Genomic DNA, 15,355 nt, shown 5'->3' with positions numbered 1-15,355 from the left:
CGAGATTCCGGGTCTGGTCCTTCGGACCATCCCGGAATGACGCAAGGCAGGGGAAACGCACGTCAATGTCATCCAAGAACCGTCTGGACCCGATCCCGCATCCGCCGACCAAGCCGGTGGTCGGCAACATGCTTTCGCTGGACTCGGCCGCCCCCGTGCAGCATTTGACGCGGCTCGCCAAGGAGCTCGGTCCGATCTTTTGGCTCGACATGATGGGCTCGCCGATCGTGGTCGTCTCGGGCCACGATCTCGTCGATGAACTGTCTGATGAGAAGCGCTTCGACAAGACCGTGCGCGGTGCGCTGCGGCGCGTACGCGCGGTTGGCGGCGACGGGCTGTTCACGGCGGACACCAAAGAGCCGAATTGGAGCAAGGCGCACAACATCCTGCTCCAGCCGTTCGGCAACCGGGCCATGCAGTCCTACCATCCGAGCATGGTCGATATCGCCGAGCAGCTCGTCCAGAAATGGGAGCGGCTGAACGCCGACGACGAGATCGACGTCGTCCACGACATGACGGCGCTGACGCTGGATACGATCGGCCTGTGCGGTTTCGAGTATCGCTTCAATTCGTTCTACCGGCGCGACTACCATCCCTTCGTCGAGTCGCTGGTGCGCTCGCTCGAAACCATCATGATGACACGCGGCCTGCCGTTCGAGCAGATCTGGATGCAGAAGCGGCGCAAGACGCTCGCCGAAGACGTCGCCTTCATGAACAAGATGGTCGACGAGATCATTGCCGAGCGCCGCAAGAGCGCGGAGGGGATCGACGACAAGAAGGACATGCTCGCCGCGATGATGACCGGCGTCGATCGTTCGACCGGCGAGCAGCTCGACGACGTCAACATCCGCTACCAGATCAACACGTTCCTGATCGCCGGCCACGAGACCACCAGCGGCCTGTTGTCCTACACGCTCTATGCGCTGCTCAAGCATCCGGACATCCTCAAGAAGGCCTATGACGAGGTCGACCGCGTCTTCGGCCCCGACGTCAACGCGAAGCCGACCTACCAGCAGGTGACGCAGCTCACCTACATCACGCAGATCCTGAAAGAGGCGCTGCGGCTGTGGCCGCCGGCGCCGGCCTATGGCATCTCGCCGCTCAAGGACGAGACGCTCGGCGGCGGCAAGTACAAGCTTCGCAAGGGCACCTTCACCACCATTCTGGTAACCGCGCTGCATCGCGATCCCAGCGTCTGGGGACCGAATCCGGATGCGTTCGATCCCGATAATTTCAGCCGCGAGGCGGAAGCCAAGCGGCCGGTCAATGCCTGGAAGCCGTTCGGCAACGGCCAGCGCGCCTGCATTGGCCGCGGCTTTGCCATGCACGAGGCCGCGCTCGCGCTCGGCATGATCCTGCAGCGCTTCAAGCTGATCGACCACCAGCGCTACCAGATGCATCTGAAGGAAACCCTGACGATGAAGCCGGAAGGCTTCAAGATCAAGGTGCGCCCGCGCGTCGATCGCGAGCGTGGCGCCTATGGCGGGCCAGTCGCGGCCGCTACTTCGGCGCCGAAGGCGCCGCGCCAGCCGACCGCCCGGCCCGGCCACAACACGCCGATGCTGGTGCTTTACGGCTCCAATCTCGGCACCGCCGAGGAGCTGGCGACGCGCATGGCTGATCTCGCCGAGATCAATGGCTTTGCCGTGCATCTCGGCCCGCTCGACGATTACGTCGGCAAGCTGCCGCAGGAGGGCGGCGTTCTGATCATCTGCGCCTCCTATAACGGCGCGCCGCCTGATAACGCGACGCAGTTCGTCAAATGGCTCGGCGGCGACCTGCCGAAGGATGCCTTTGCCGGCGTGCGCTACGCCGTGTTCGGCTGCGGCAACAGCGACTGGGCCGCGACCTATCAATCGGTGCCGCGTCTGATCGACGAGCAATTGTCGGCGCATGGCGCGCGCGCGGTCTATCCGCGCGGCGAGGGCGATGCGCGCAGCGATCTCGACGGCCAGTTCCAGAAATGGTTTCCGGCGGCGGCACAGGTCGCGACCAAGGAATTCGGCATCGACTGGAACTTCACCCGCACCGCCGAGGACGATCCGCTCTATGCGATCGAGCCGGTGGCGGTGAGCGCCGTCAACACCATCGTGGCCCAGGGCGGCGCGGTGGCGATGAAAGTGCTGGTCAATGACGAGCTTCAGAACAAGGGCGGGTCCAAGCCCTCCGAGCGTTCGACGCGCCACATCGAGGTGCAACTGCCGTCCAACGCCAGCTACCGCGTCGGCGATCATTTGAGTGTCGTGCCACGCAACGATCCCACGCTAGTGGATTCGGTCGCGCGCCGCTTCGGCTTCCTGCCCGCCGATCAGATCAGGCTGCAGGTCGCCGAGGGCCGCCGCGCGCAATTGCCGGTGGGGGATGCCGTGTCCGTCGGCCGCCTGCTCAGCGAGTTCGTCGAGCTGCAGCAGGTGGCGACGCGCAAGCAGATCCAGATCATGGCCGAGCACACCCGCTGTCCGGTCACCAAGCCGAAGCTGCTGGCTTTCGTCGGCGAGGAAGCTGAGCCGCTCGAGCGTTACCGGGGCGAGATCCTGGCCAGGCGCAAATCGGTGTTCGATCTTCTGCTCGAATATCCGGCCTGCGAGTTGCCGTTCCATGTCTATCTCGAAATGCTCTCGTTGCTGGCGCCGCGCTATTACTCAATCTCGTCCTCGCCGTCGGTCGACCCGGCGCGCTGCAGTGTCACGGTCGGCGTGGTCGAAGGGCCGGCCGCCTCCGGCCGCGGCACCTACAAGGGCATCTGTTCGAACTATCTCGCCAACCGTCGCGCGGGCGATGCGATCTACGCCACCGTACGCGAGACCAAGGCCGGCTTCCGGCTTCCCGACGATCCCTTGGTGCCTATCATCATGATCGGCCCCGGCACGGGCCTTGCGCCGTTCCGCGGCTTCCTTCAGGAACGGGCCGCACGCAAGGCGAAGGGCGCCAGCCTCGGACCCGCGATGCTGTTTTTCGGCTGCCGCCATCCCGACCAGGATTTTCTCTACGCGGACGAGCTGAAGGCGTTGGCGGCGAGCGGCATCACGGAACTCTTCACTGCGTTCTCGCGCGCGGACGAACCGAAGACCTATGTGCAGCACCTGCTCGCCGCGCAGAAGGACAAGGTCTGGCCGCTGATCGAGCAGGGCGCGATCGTCTATGTCTGCGGCGACGGCGGCAAGATGGAGCCGGACGTGAAAGCGGCACTGGTCGCGATCCACCGCGAGAAGAGCGGCAGCGACGCCGCCGTCAGTGCGCGCTGGATCGAGGAGATGGGGACGAAGAACCGCTATGTGCTGGACGTCTGGGCGGGAGGGTAGGCAGAGATCGTAGGGTGGATTAGCCCGCGGCTGCGCGCAGCGCAGTCCGCCGGCGTAATCCACCGCTTCTGATCCCGTGGAAAGTAAAGAGGTGGGTTACGCCTTCGGCTAACCCACCCTGCGAATCCCGATCATGCTAAACGTCCCTCATGATTCCCTGGGAAAAAATCGACACCGCCAAAATCCCCGGCTCCGACGAAGAGCTTCGCCTGATGCGGCGAGGTAAGGAGTTCTCCATCAAGCTCGGCACCAACGAGCTGATGAACAACCGCCTGTCGGGTTCGGAAGCCGCGCTCGCAACGCTCGCGGCGAAGCAGATCGAGACGGTCGCCAAGCCCGTTGTCCTGATCGGCGGATTGGGCATGGGCTTTACGCTGCGTGCGGCGTTGGCGGTGCTTGGCGCCAAGGCGAAGATCGTGGTCTCCGAGCTGGTGCCGGCGGTCGTCGTCTGGGCGCGGGGCCCGATGGCGGAAGTGTTCGGCGAGAGCCTCGATGATGCCCGGGTGAGCATCCGGGAAACCGATGTCGGCGAAATCATCCGGGCGCAGCGGTCGGCTTTCGACGCCATTCTCCTCGACGTCGACAACGGGCCGGAGGGACTGACCCGCAAGGGCAATGATGCGCTCTATAGTTCGAGCGGGCTGAAGGCGGCGAAGACGGCGCTGCGGCCGGGCGGCATGCTCGCGGTCTGGTCGTCGGGACCCAACCCGGCCTTCACCAAGCGACTTCGCAGCGCCGGTTTCGACGTCAACGAGGTCAATGTCCGCGCGACCGGCAGGGGCGGCGGTGCGCGCCATGTGATCTGGATGGCGAAGAACTGTTAAGCTGCCTGCGCCGCCGCGCCATGCGCGTACTTGTCGATGGCGCCGATGATCTCAGGCCAGAACCGCATCGGCAGTGCATGGCCCATACCGTCGATCATCAACAATCTTGCGTTCGGGATTGACGCCGCCGTGTCCTTGCCGCCCTCAGGCCGCACCAAGGGATCGACGGTACCGTGGATCACGAGCGTCGGCGTCTGCACGGCATGCAGCCGCTCCTTGCGGCTGCCGGACGCGAGCACCGCGCGGAGCTGGCGGCCGACGCCGGCCGGATTGAGCCCGCGCGCGAACACGCGCTCGGCGCGTTCCGGGTCGAGCGCTTCCTCCTCCGGAAAATGCCCGGCGCGCAACACCTTCCAGGTCTGGCCGTAGCGGACGATGAACTCCTCCTTGCTGCGCGGCGGCGGCGCCATCAGCATTGCGGCCGCCTCGCGCGTCGGCGGCGGCACGCGCGGACTGCCCGTCGTCGACATGATCGAGGTCAGCGAGCGCACGCGCTGCGGGAACGACAGCGTGACCTCCTGCGCGATCATGCCGCCCATGGAGGCACCGACAAGATGCGCCGATTTGATGCCGAGCGCATCCATCAGCCCGATCGTATCCTTGGCCATGTCGATCAGCCTGTAGGTTGCCGCGACGGGAATCCTGAAGAATCGCAGCTTAAGCAGCTCGAGCGGGGTCAACCGCTTGCCGCCCGTCAGATGGCTCGACTTGCCGATGTCGCGATTGTCGAAGCGGATCACGCGGAAGCCGCGTGCGGCAAGCTGCTCGCAGAACGCATCGTCCCAGTGGATCATCTGGGCGCCTAATCCCATGATCAGCAGCAGCGGCTCGGCATTGTCGTTGCCAAAAATCTCGTAGCAGATCTCGATGCCATTGGCGCGGACTGTCTGGGGCGGCTGATGGGCGTTCACGGGCGCGTTCCCTCAAGCGTTTGACTGATGCTGTATCGCACGGTTTCCCGTTGCAATGAAAGCCGCGCGCGGCACCGAGCCGCTGCTTGCCGGTTGACCGGCACGGCGCAACGGTGTGGTATGGCGAAAAAGAAGAGCATCGAAGCTCTCGACATCTGGAGGACACCGATGACCGACAAGACCAGTGACCCGGTCGCCATGTGGCAAAAGATGGTTGGTGAGATGGAGAAGGGGTTCAACTCCTTCGCCAACCAGGCCATGTCGTCGCCCGAGTTTTCGCAGGCGATGAACCGTGCGGGGGGAGTTGCTGCAGGTGCTCAGAAGCAGCTCGGCGAACTCATGGAGAAGTACTTGGTCTCCATGAACCTGCCGAGTCGGGAGCAGGTCACAGGCCTTGCCGAAAGGCTGCAAGCTATCGAAGTCCAGATCGGTGAGATCAAGTCGCTGCTGAACCAGATGGCTGCAAGTGCCGGCGTGTCTCAGGGGGGCGATTCCGCATTGCGGCCGCCGCGCACCAAGCGCCCGCCGTCTGAGGGCGGAGAGCAGGCATGAATGCAGCTCCCGGACTTGATTTCGCTTCTATCCCGGAACGCATCCAGAGCGAGGTGCAGCGCGCCATCCAGCGCAGCATCAAGGGCGTCGAATATTTCTCGACCTCGGGTCCATCACTTGGATCGACGCCCAAGGACGTGCTGCATTCGCGCGGCACCATGAATCTCTATCATTATCGCCCCATGTCGGACGAGATCTACCGCGTGCCGGTGCTGATCGTGATGGCCACCACCAACCGCGGCTACATCCTCGACCTCGTCCCCGGCCAGAGTTTTATCGAATTCCTGCTCAAGCGCGGTTACGACGTCTATATGCTCGACTGGAGCGCGCCGCGGCCGGAGGAGAAGAGTCTGCGGATGGAGGACTATGTCCTCGACTTCATTCCGGACTGTGTTCGCCGGGTGCAAGCTGATTCCGGCGAGCAGGACGTCTCCGTGATCGGCTATTGCTTCGGCGGCGTGCTGTCGCTGCTCTACGGCGCGATCCACAAGGATGGGCCGATGAAGAATTTGATCTGCTTCACCACGCCGATCGACTTCCGCGAGATGAAGCTGTTCTCGAATTTCTCCGACCGTCGCTATTTCGACGTCGACCGCCTCGTCGACAGCGTCGGCAACGTGCCGCCGGAGATGATCCTGTCCTCGTTCGAGATGCTGCGTCCGGCCTCGCGCACGGTGAGCCAGATCCAGCTCTGGGAAAACATCTGGAACGACGAGTTCGTCAAGTCCTACCGCATGTTCGACCGTTGGGCGACCGACACCCTGCCGCTGGCGGGCGAGTATTTCCGCGCCATCACCAAAGACCTGATGTGGGACAACAAGCTGTTCAACGACACCATGTCGGTCGGCGGCCGGCCTGCGAAGCTCGACAACATCAAGGTGCCGATTCTGCATGCGGTCGCCGAGCATGATCACATCGTGCCGTATGACGCCGCCAAGCACCTGATCGCGAAGATCGGATCTGCGGACAAGGAAGAGGTGATGCTGAAGGGCGGTCACGTCTCGCTCGTCGCGGGAGCCAACGCCGTGAAGCGGCTATGGCCGAAACTGGATTCCTGGCTAGGGAAGAGATCGACATGAGCGAGCAGCGTTCGTATCCGCGTCACGTCAAGACCGACGCCGGCGATATCGAGATTCGCTTGATGTCGCCTGCGGATGAAGCCGCGGTGCTCGCCTTCGGCAAGGGCCTGCCGACCCACGATTTGTTGTTTTTGCCGCGCAATATCAGCGAGCCGAAGGTGCTGTCGGCCTGGGTCAAGGAGATCGAGCGTGGCGCGATTACGAGCCTGCTTGCGGTCAGGGACGGCAAGGTCGTCGGCTGCGGCACGCTGGTGCGCGATCCGCACTCCTGGTCGCCCCATGTCGGCGAGATTCGCATGGTCGTCTCGCTCGATGTGCGCGGGAAGGGGGTAGGGCGGGCGCTGTCGCAGGAGACCTTCGCGCTCGCGCTCGGCGCGGGCCTGGAAAAACTCTCGGTTCAGATGACGGTCGACCAGCAGGCCGCGATCGCCGTGTTCGAGAGCCTCGGTTTCAAGGCCGAAGCGTTGCTGCGAGATCACGTCCGGGACGTCGACGGCAAGACCCACGACATCGTCGTGCTCGGCCATAACATCGCGCAGGTCCAGGCCCAGATGGAGGCCTACGGGCTCCCAGGCGCCGTCCAGCACTAGGACCGCCGTCTCCAGCACTGGGGAGATGGTCCGACCGCTCTCCGGGAACCTGCTTGGCCAGGGAGGCATCATATGCCTCCTGTTAAGGCTGTTCACAGTTTCGTGATATCGCAGTGCAATAATAATATTGCATCGCACAATTAACTATGCCATATAAGCCGTGCCCCGGGCCATCGAGGACGGGGTGAGCCCATAGCTCAACCAATGAGGATGGAGAGAACCCCATGACCACTGAAACCAACACCGCTTTCGAGGGCTTCAAGGACGCTTTCAAGAACATCCAGAACCTGGAAGTTCCCGAGGCCGCCCGCGAGTTCGTCAAGAAGACCGCCAACACCGCCAAGGACCGTGCTGCAGAGGTGTTCGCTGGCTCCGAGCGCGTGACCGCCGCCGTCGAGAACGCGGTGACCGAGTCCGTCACCGAGGCCGGCAAGATCAGCCGCAATATCCAGCAGGCGATCTATGACGACGCCCAGGCGTTCTTCGCCAGCATCGACAAGCTTGCTTCCGCCAAGTCGGTCAGCGAAGCCGTCGAGATCCAGTCGAGCCTGCTCCGCGCCCGCGGCGAAGTGTTCGTCTCGCGCGCCAAGGCGACCGCCGACTATTTCGGCCAGCTCGCCGCCAACGGTGCGAAGTCCGCTCAGGACAATTTTGCCAAGGTCTACAACAAGACCGCCTGATCCGGCGCCCTGAGTCAAAACTCAATTTGAGGCCCGCTTCGGCGGGCCTTTGTTTTTGCCTCTTGCGTTCCCCGGACGCAGTGCAGCCGCCCCTGGCGATGCGAAGCATCGACCAGGGGTGTGGTGCACTGCTGATCCGGGGGCCATCCTGCATCGGATGCTTGCTGGGTCCCGGCTCTGCGGCGCATCGCTCTGCGCTGCACCGCGTCCGGGACACGCGGAGATCGACACGCTAAGTATCTACAATGACCCCACCCGCCGCCTTCTCCTTCGATACTCCCGGCGATGCCGAACGCGCGGCCGAGCTGCGCCGCGTGAAAGCGCTGGCGACGCTGGTGCTGGCTTCGACGCTTGCCCTGTTCGTCGTCGCGAAGTTGCTGCTGAACGCGCATCCCGTGTTCGGCTTCATCGCCGCCTTCGCGGAAGCCGCGACCATCGGCGGCCTCGCCGACTGGTATGCCGTGGTCGCGCTGTTCAAGCGGCCGCTCGGCCTGCCGATCCCGCATACCGCGATCATCCAGAGCAACCAGGCCAGGATCGCCGACAAGCTCGGCGAATTCATCCAGGTGCATTTCCTCGAGGCGGGACCGGTCGAGGCCAAGCTGAAGGAGATCGATTTCGGCTCCTTCGTCGCCGACTGGCTGCGCGACCGCAAGCGCAGCGACGATCTCGCGCGCTTCGCGCTCCGCCTGTTGCCGGAGGCCGTCTCGGCGACGGAGAGCTCGGGTCTGATGACCTTCATCATCCGCCGCATGTCATCGCAGCTCCAGGCGATCGACCTTGCGCCACTCGCCGCCGGCACGCTGCGCGGTTTCGTGGCGGAGGGGCGCCATCAGATCCTGTTCGACGATCTCCTGCGCGTGATGCACGAGACGCTGAACCAGAAAGAGACGATGGGGATGATCCGCGAGAAGGTGCGCGCGGAATTGCCGACCCTGCTGCGGCTCTACCGAGCCGACAAGTTTCTGGTGAACAAGATCGTGGCGTCCGCGACCGCCTTCTTCAACGAGGTGCGCAGCGATCCCAAGCATCCCTTCCGCGGCGAGTTCGACCGCATGGTGCTGAGCTTCGTCGACCGGCTCGGCACTGACCAGGCCTATATCGACCGCATCGCCGGCTTGAAGCGCGACCTCCTCGCGCGGCCCGAGCTTGCCGATCTCGCACGCACCGTCTGGGCCAACACACGCTCCTTCATCGAACGCAGCGCGAGCGGCGAGACGCAGGTGCTACAGCATCATCTCGCCGGCATGTTCGTTTCCGCCGGCGATGCGCTCGCCGGCGATGCCGAGCTGCGCGACGAGATCAACAAGGGGCTGGTGACGGTGCTGCGCAGCTTCGTCGCCGACCAGAAGAGTGGCGTCTCCATCTTCATCTCCGACCAGGTCAAGGCATGGGATATGGCGCAGTTGATTTCGCTGATCGAAATCAACATCGGGCGCGACCTGCAATACATCCGTTTCAACGGTTCGCTGATCGGTGGGCTCGCCGGGCTCGCGCTCTACTCCGTAGAATTCCTGCTCCGATTGCTGTGACTTTTGCGCCACGGACGTTAGCATTAACGCGCGGGCCTATTGTCGCCCCGCGACTCTCCCGCTTGAATGTCGGAACCGGCCGCCTAGCTGATTCATGCTGCGCTGCGGAACGATCAAGAAGCCGGCGTATTGGAATTCATGCCCATTTGCCGGTATCGCGCCCGGCGCCTTCTCAGGGGAAACATTGATGACCGCTACTGCCCAGACGCTGCGTCCGCCGTCGAGAACTCTGATGTTTATGGAAGGGCGCGCGATCCACGAGTTCGGCGCATTCCTCGGCGCGCTGCCGCTGCTGAGCCTTGCGCCGCGCGGTGATGGGCACCCGGTGCTGGTGCTGCCGGGCCTCGTGGCCTCCGATGCATCCACGCGTGCGTTGCGCACGTTTCTGACCAGTAAGGGATATGCGGTGAGCGGCTGGCGCCAGGGCCGCAACTATGGCCTTCGCGAGGGCGTGCAGCATGCCATGGTCGATCTGGTCGAGGAGCTCAGCGACACCCATGGCCGCAAGATCAGCCTGGTCGGTTGGAGCCTTGGCGGCCTCTATGCGCGCCAGCTCGCCAAGATGATGCCCGAGCGCGTGCGGCAGGTGATCACGCTTGGTAGCCCCTTCGCCGGCGATCCCCGTTCAACCAATGCCTGGCGCGTCTATGAATGGGCGAGCGGTCGGAAGTCGGACGAGGTCGATCCGCGGTTCGGCGGCGATCTGGCGGCACCACCGCCGGTGCCGACCACCGCCATCTTCAGCCGCACTGACGGCGTCTGCGCCTGGCAGGGCTGCATGGAGAAATCGGGCGGGCAGACCGAGAGCATCGAGATCGAGAGCAGCCATTGCGGCATGGGCCATCACCCGGCCGCGGTCTATGCCGTGGCCGACCGGCTCGCGCAAAAGGAAGGCCAGTGGCGGCCATTCGACCGCAGCGGCTGGCGCAGCTTGGCCTATCCCGATCCGCATCGGTGATCATCGCCTCTTTCCGCGTGCGGCAGGGCAATCGGATTTGAACGTTGAGCAGAGATCGTCATGCCCGGGCTTGTCCCGGGCATCCACGTCTTTGTGCTGCGTGAAAGGCTCGTGGATGGCCGGGACTGGCCCGGCCATGACGCTGTGAGTACGCCGCGAGTCCGACTCCCTCCGTCCCCGCGGAACCTCCCCCTCATCCCGACCTTCTCAGCGCGAGCGAAGCTCGTCGCGGCCACGCAAGCGGGGAGGAGAAGAGAAGCCGTCGCACCCGTCCATTGTCGCGCCCGCATCAAACGCGCTATGCCTCGCGCATGGCGCATCCGCTCTCCCGCATCATCGACCAGCTCAAGCGTGAACCGTCGCGCACCGGCTCCATCGTCATCACCGTGTTCGGCGATGCCATCGTGCCCCGCGGCGGTTCGGTGTGGCTCGGCACGCTGCTCGAATTCTTCGACGGTCTCGACATCGACAGCGGCGTGGTGCGCACCACGATGTCGCGGCTTGCGGCCGATGGCTGGCTCACGCGGGAAAAGGTCGGCCGCAACAGCTTCTATCGGCTTGCCGAGAAGGGCCGCCAGACCTTCGAGGCCGCGACACGCCACATCTACGATCCGCCGCCATCCGACTGGACCGGACGCTTCGAGCTGCTCCTGATCGGCAATGGCGGAGATCGCGACGTCTCGCGCGAAGCGCTCCGTAACGCCGGCTTCGGCAGTCCGCTGCCGGGGGTTTGGGTCGCGCCGTCGGGCCTGCCGGTGCCGGATGAAGCCGGGGGCGCGATCCGTCTCGAAGTCTCGGCTGAGGATGACAGCGGGCGTCGCCTGCTCAGTGCGAGTTGGCCGCTGGACCGCACCGCGGATGCCTATCTGAAATTCATGAAGACGTTCGAGCCGCTGCGCGCCGCGATCGGCCGCGGCACCGATTTGTCCGAGGCCGACGCGTTTACCGCGCGCATCCTCCTGATCCACTACTATCGCCGCGTCGTGCTGCGCGATCCGCTATTGCCCGAAATCCTGCTGCCGACGAACTGGCCGGGCAGGGCGGCACGGAACCTGTGCGGCGAAATCTATCGCGCGCTGCTTGCCTCCTCCGAACAATGGCTTGATGGACATGGAACCAACGAGAAAGGGCCATTGCCGCCGGCGCGGAAGCTTCTGGAAAGGAGGTTCGAGGCCTGAGTTTTATGTTACAGAAATATCTTGCATGACGTAACTTTTGTTATATATTGCCTCCCAATAAATCGGGAGGATGCGCATGTATACCCAGGCGCTGAATACGGCCGAGACCGACGACCGCGGTCTTGAGGACGCAGCCAAGGCTGCGCAGTTCCAGGCCCGCGTCGATGCCGAGGAGCGCATCGAGCCGAACGACTGGATGCCGGCGGCCTATCGCAAGACGCTCACACGCCAGATTTCCCAGCACGCCCATTCCGAAATCGTCGGCATGCTGCCTGAGGGCAGCTGGATCACCCGTGCGCCGACCCTGCGCCGCAAGGCCGCGCTGCTCGCCAAGGTGCAGGACGAGTGCGGCCACGGGCTCTATCTCTATGCTGCGGCCGAGACGCTCGGCTCATCGCGCGAGGAGCTGGTCGATGCCATGCTCGCGGGCAAAGCCAAGTACTCCTCGATCTTCAACTATCCGACGCTGACCTGGGCTGATATCGGCACCATCGGCTGGCTGGTCGACGGCGCCGCGATCATGAACCAGATCCCGCTGTGCCGCTGCTCCTACGGCCCCTATGCGCGCGCGATGATCCGGGTCTGCAAGGAGGAGTCGTTCCATCAGCGCCAGGGCTACGAGATCATGCTGACGCTGTGCCGCGGCTCGGACGAGCAGAAGGCGATGGCGCAGGATGCGCTGAACCGCTGGTGGTGGCCGGTGCTGATGATGTTCGGCCCGCCAGATAGCACGAGCCAGCATAGCGACACCTCGACCAAGTGGAAGATCAAGCGTTTCTCCAACGACGAGCTGCGCCAGAAGTTCGTCGATGCCACGGTGCCGCAGGCGCAATATCTCGGCCTCACCATCCCCGATCCCGGCATGATTCAGGATGCCGACGGGCACTGGCGTTACAGCGAGATCGACTGGACCGAGTTCAAGCAGGTGCTCGCCGGCAACGGCCCCTGCAATCGCGACCGCATGGCCGCGCGCCGCAAGGCGCATGCGGAGGGGGCCTGGGTACGCGAAGCCGCCGCCGCCTACGCCGCCAAGCGCACGCATCGCCAGACCGCACAAGCCGCGGAATAGGGAGATCAACATGGCCACTCCGAACACGCCGCTGTGGGAAGTCTTCATTCGTAGCCGCAATGGGCTCGCGCACAAGCATGTGGGATCGCTGCATGCGAGCGATGCCACCATGGCGCTGCAAGCCGCCCGCGACATCTACACCCGCCGCGGCGAGGGCCTGTCGATCTGGGTCGTGCCGTCGACCGCGATCACTGCGAGCGATCCCGCCGAGAAGGCCATGATGTTCGAACCGGCGGAATCGAAGATCTACCGGCATCCGACGTTCTACGAGGTGCCGGAAGAAGTGGGACATATGTGATGCCGGTCGCCAACATCGATGTCTCCGAAACGCCGCTGGTGCTCTACGCGCTGCGCCGCGCCGACGATGCGCTGATCCTCGGCCACAGGCTGTCGGAATGGTGCGGGCATGCGCCGATGCTGGAAGAGGATATGGCGCTCTCCAACATCGCGCTCGACCTGATCGGTCAGGCGCGCGAACTCTACACCTACGCTGCCAAGGCCGAGGGCAGGGATAACGACGAGGACAAGCTCGCTTATCTGCGCGACGTCAGGCAGTACCGCAATCTGCTGCTGGTGGAGCAGCCCAACGGCGATTTTTCCCAGACTTTGGTGCGGCAGTTCTTCTATTCCGCGTTCGCCGACCTCTACTGGCGCGCGATGATGAATTCGCGCGACACGACACTGGCAGCGATTGCCGCCAAGTCGGAGAAGGAGAGCGCCTATCATTTGCGCCACGCCTCGGAGTGGCTCATCCGGCTCGGCGACGGCACCGATGAGAGTCATGCCCGCGCGCAAGCCGCGATCGATCATCTCTGGGCCTTCACCGGCGAGATGTTTGCCGTCGACGACGGCGAGCGCGCGCTGATCCATGCTGGTATCGCGATCGATCCCGGCACCTTGCGTGGTCGCTGGTTGCAGACGCTTTCCGATGTCGTCAGCGAAGCCACGCTGGTATTGCCGCAGAATGACTGGATGCAGCAAGGCGGCCGCGTGGGCCGGCACAGCGAACATCTCGGCCATCTCCTGTCCGAGCTGCAATCGATGCAGCGCACCTTTCCGGGCCTGACATGGTGAGCCTGCTCGATCGTGACAGCGAACTGCGCCGGCGCGCCTGGGACGCTGCGGCGAGCGTGGTCGATCCCGAAATTCCGGTGCTGACCATCGCCGATCTCGGCGTGCTGCGCGAGGTTTCCCTCGACGGCGATCACGTCGAGGTCGCGATCACGCCGACCTATTCCGGCTGTCCGGCGATGAACATGATCGCGCTGGAAATCGAGCTGGCGCTGGAGCGCGCCGGTTTTCGCCGGTCAAAAGTCCGCACCGTGCTGTCGCCGGCCTGGACGACCGACTGGATGAGCGAGGAGGGCCGCCAAAAGCTGCGCGCCTACGGCATCGCGCCGCCGCAGGCATCAAGCTCACGCCGGGCGCTGTTTGGTGAACAGGCGGTGGGCTGCCCGCAATGCGGCTCGGAAAACACTGAGCTGCTGTCTGAATTCGGCTCGACCTCCTGCAAGGCGCTGTGGCGCTGCAAGTCCTGCCGCGAACCCTTCGACTATTTCAAGTGTCATTGATCATGTCAGCAGCCGCACCGCGCTTCCATCGCCTGGCCGTCAGCGACCTTCGTCGCGAGGCGTCCGACGCCGTCTCGATGACCTTCGCCATCCCCGGCGATCTCGCCGGCGATTACGCTTTCACGCCCGGCCAGTACCTCACGCTCCGCACCACGCTCGACGGAGAGGAGGTGCGCCGCTCCTATTCGATCTGTTCCGGCCCTGATGACGGCGAGATTCGTATCGCCGTGAAGAAGATCGACGGTGGCGCGTTTTCGAACTGGGCGGCCGAAGATCTCAAATGCGGCGACGAGCTCGACGTGATGACGCCGACCGGGCGCTTCGGTGCAGTCCCGCCGGCGGATAGCGCACGCATCCATGTCGGTTTCGCCGCAGGCTCCGGCATCACGCCGATCCTATCGATCGTGAAGGGCGTGCTCGCGCGCGAGCCGGACAGCCGCTTCTTCCTGTTCTACGGAAACCGCACGACCGACAACATCATGTTTCTCGAGGCGCTCGAGGAGCTCAAGGACCGCTTCATCGACCGCCTCTCCATCTTCCACGTTATCTCCGGCGAAGAGCAGGACATCCCGATCCTGCATGGCCGGCTCGACGGCGACAAGGTGAGGGTGCTGCTGCGCTCGCTGGTGCCGGCGGCTAGCGTCGACCATCTCTACATCTGTGGCCCTCTTGGCATGAGCGAGGACATCGAGACCACCTGCCGCGAGCTCGGCATCGCGGAAGAGCGTATCCACGTCGAGCGCTTCGTCTCCGAGTTCGGCGGCAAGCCGCGGCCGAAGAAGGTGGTCGCGCCCGACGCGCCGCCGAAGGCAATCGCCTCGCTGATCATCGATGGCAAGCGCCGCGACGTTCCGGTTGCCGAGGACGAGGCGATCCTCGATGCGGCGCTACGCGCCGGCGTTGATCTGCCCTTCGCCTGCAAGGGCGGCATGTGCTCGACCTGCCGCGCCAAGCTGGTCGAAGGTGAGGCGCCGATGGACATCAACTATTCGCTGGAGCCCTGGGAGCTGAAGGCCGGGTTCGTCCTGACCTGCCAGGCGAAACCGTCGTCGGAGCGCGTCGTGGTCGATTATGACCATGTCTGAGCAGGTGCTTCAGACGCCGGCGAT

Annotated in this window: 15 protein-coding genes; 14 read left to right on the top strand and 1 reads right to left on the bottom strand. The window is 64.3% G+C overall.

What is annotated here, in order from left to right; genetic code table 11:
* Positions 1 to 65: 65 nt before the first annotated feature.
* The gene (locus tag CIT37_RS28615) at positions 66 to 3,302 is read left to right on the top strand and encodes a bifunctional cytochrome P450/NADPH--P450 reductase (RefSeq protein WP_095426352.1); all 3,237 of its coding nucleotides are present in this window, start codon (positions 66 to 68) and stop codon (positions 3,300 to 3,302) included.
* A 149-nt stretch (positions 3,303 to 3,451) separates the two neighbouring features.
* Positions 3,452 to 4,126: a spermidine synthase family protein gene (locus CIT37_RS28610; protein ID WP_095426351.1), complete on the top strand. Its 675-nt coding sequence runs from the start codon at positions 3,452 to 3,454 to the stop codon at positions 4,124 to 4,126.
* Here CIT37_RS28610 and CIT37_RS28605 read toward each other — a convergent pair.
* Positions 4,123 to 5,037 carry an alpha/beta fold hydrolase gene (locus CIT37_RS28605; protein WP_095426350.1) on the bottom strand — a complete coding sequence of 305 codons (915 nt, stop codon included), beginning with the start codon at positions 5,035 to 5,037 and terminating at the stop codon, positions 4,123 to 4,125. The genes CIT37_RS28610 and CIT37_RS28605 overlap by 4 nt on opposite strands.
* Positions 5,038 to 5,205: 168 nt before the next feature.
* On the opposite strand from CIT37_RS28605, the gene CIT37_RS28600 reads away from it, so the two are divergent.
* The 12 genes from CIT37_RS28600 (at position 5,206) to paaE (ending at position 15,331) form a co-directional block, all read left to right on the top strand.
* Positions 5,206 to 5,589, top strand: coding sequence for a hypothetical protein (locus CIT37_RS28600; protein WP_095426431.1), 384 nt, complete (start codon positions 5,206 to 5,208; stop codon positions 5,587 to 5,589).
* Positions 5,586 to 6,668 carry a PHA/PHB synthase family protein gene (locus tag CIT37_RS28595; RefSeq protein WP_028143427.1) on the top strand — a complete coding sequence of 361 codons (1,083 nt, stop codon included), beginning with the start codon at positions 5,586 to 5,588 and terminating at the stop codon, positions 6,666 to 6,668. The genes CIT37_RS28600 and CIT37_RS28595 overlap by 4 nt, the downstream gene beginning before the upstream one ends.
* Complete coding sequence (locus CIT37_RS28590) at positions 6,665 to 7,258, top strand: GNAT family N-acetyltransferase (protein WP_161966493.1); 594 nt, start codon at positions 6,665 to 6,667, stop codon at positions 7,256 to 7,258. The genes CIT37_RS28595 and CIT37_RS28590 overlap by 4 nt, the downstream gene beginning before the upstream one ends.
* A gap of 224 nt (positions 7,259 to 7,482) precedes the next feature.
* Positions 7,483 to 7,938, top strand: coding sequence for a phasin (locus CIT37_RS28585; protein WP_028143425.1), 456 nt, complete (start codon positions 7,483 to 7,485; stop codon positions 7,936 to 7,938).
* A gap of 245 nt (positions 7,939 to 8,183) precedes the next feature.
* A complete protein-coding gene (locus CIT37_RS28580; RefSeq protein ID WP_038947065.1) occupies positions 8,184 to 9,470 on the top strand; it encodes a DUF445 domain-containing protein in 1,287 nt (428 codons plus the stop codon).
* 187 nt (positions 9,471 to 9,657) lie between these two features.
* On the top strand, positions 9,658 to 10,428 hold the full coding sequence (locus CIT37_RS28575) for an esterase/lipase family protein (RefSeq protein ID WP_038947066.1): 771 nt from the start codon (positions 9,658 to 9,660) through the stop codon (positions 10,426 to 10,428).
* A gap of 311 nt (positions 10,429 to 10,739) precedes the next feature.
* Complete coding sequence (paaX, locus tag CIT37_RS28570) at positions 10,740 to 11,606, top strand: phenylacetic acid degradation operon negative regulatory protein PaaX (protein WP_095426349.1); 867 nt, start codon at positions 10,740 to 10,742, stop codon at positions 11,604 to 11,606.
* 76 nt (positions 11,607 to 11,682) lie between these two features.
* Positions 11,683 to 12,675 (top strand): 1,2-phenylacetyl-CoA epoxidase subunit PaaA, encoded by a 993-nt coding sequence (gene paaA / locus CIT37_RS28565; RefSeq protein ID WP_161966492.1) that lies wholly within the window; start codon positions 11,683 to 11,685, stop codon positions 12,673 to 12,675.
* A gap of 10 nt (positions 12,676 to 12,685) precedes the next feature.
* Positions 12,686 to 12,973, top strand: coding sequence for a 1,2-phenylacetyl-CoA epoxidase subunit PaaB (gene paaB / locus CIT37_RS28560; RefSeq protein WP_028143420.1), 288 nt, complete (start codon positions 12,686 to 12,688; stop codon positions 12,971 to 12,973).
* A complete protein-coding gene (gene paaC, locus CIT37_RS28555; RefSeq protein ID WP_028143419.1) occupies positions 12,973 to 13,749 on the top strand; it encodes a 1,2-phenylacetyl-CoA epoxidase subunit PaaC in 777 nt (258 codons plus the stop codon). The genes paaB and paaC overlap by 1 nt, the downstream gene beginning before the upstream one ends.
* Complete coding sequence (paaD, locus tag CIT37_RS28550) at positions 13,743 to 14,246, top strand: 1,2-phenylacetyl-CoA epoxidase subunit PaaD (protein ID WP_038947069.1); 504 nt, start codon at positions 13,743 to 13,745, stop codon at positions 14,244 to 14,246. Before paaC ends, paaD begins: the two co-directional genes overlap by 7 nt.
* Before the next feature lie 2 nt (positions 14,247 to 14,248).
* Positions 14,249 to 15,331: a 1,2-phenylacetyl-CoA epoxidase subunit PaaE gene (gene paaE / locus CIT37_RS28545; protein WP_095426347.1), complete on the top strand. Its 1,083-nt coding sequence runs from the start codon at positions 14,249 to 14,251 to the stop codon at positions 15,329 to 15,331.
* The last annotated feature ends 24 nt before the right edge of the window (positions 15,332 to 15,355 follow it).

The sequence above is a fragment of the Bradyrhizobium ottawaense genome, from assembly GCF_002278135.3.
Classification (GTDB): Bacteria; Pseudomonadota; Alphaproteobacteria; order Rhizobiales; family Xanthobacteraceae; genus Bradyrhizobium; species Bradyrhizobium ottawaense.
This window is presented reverse-complemented; position numbering and strand designations above follow the sequence as displayed.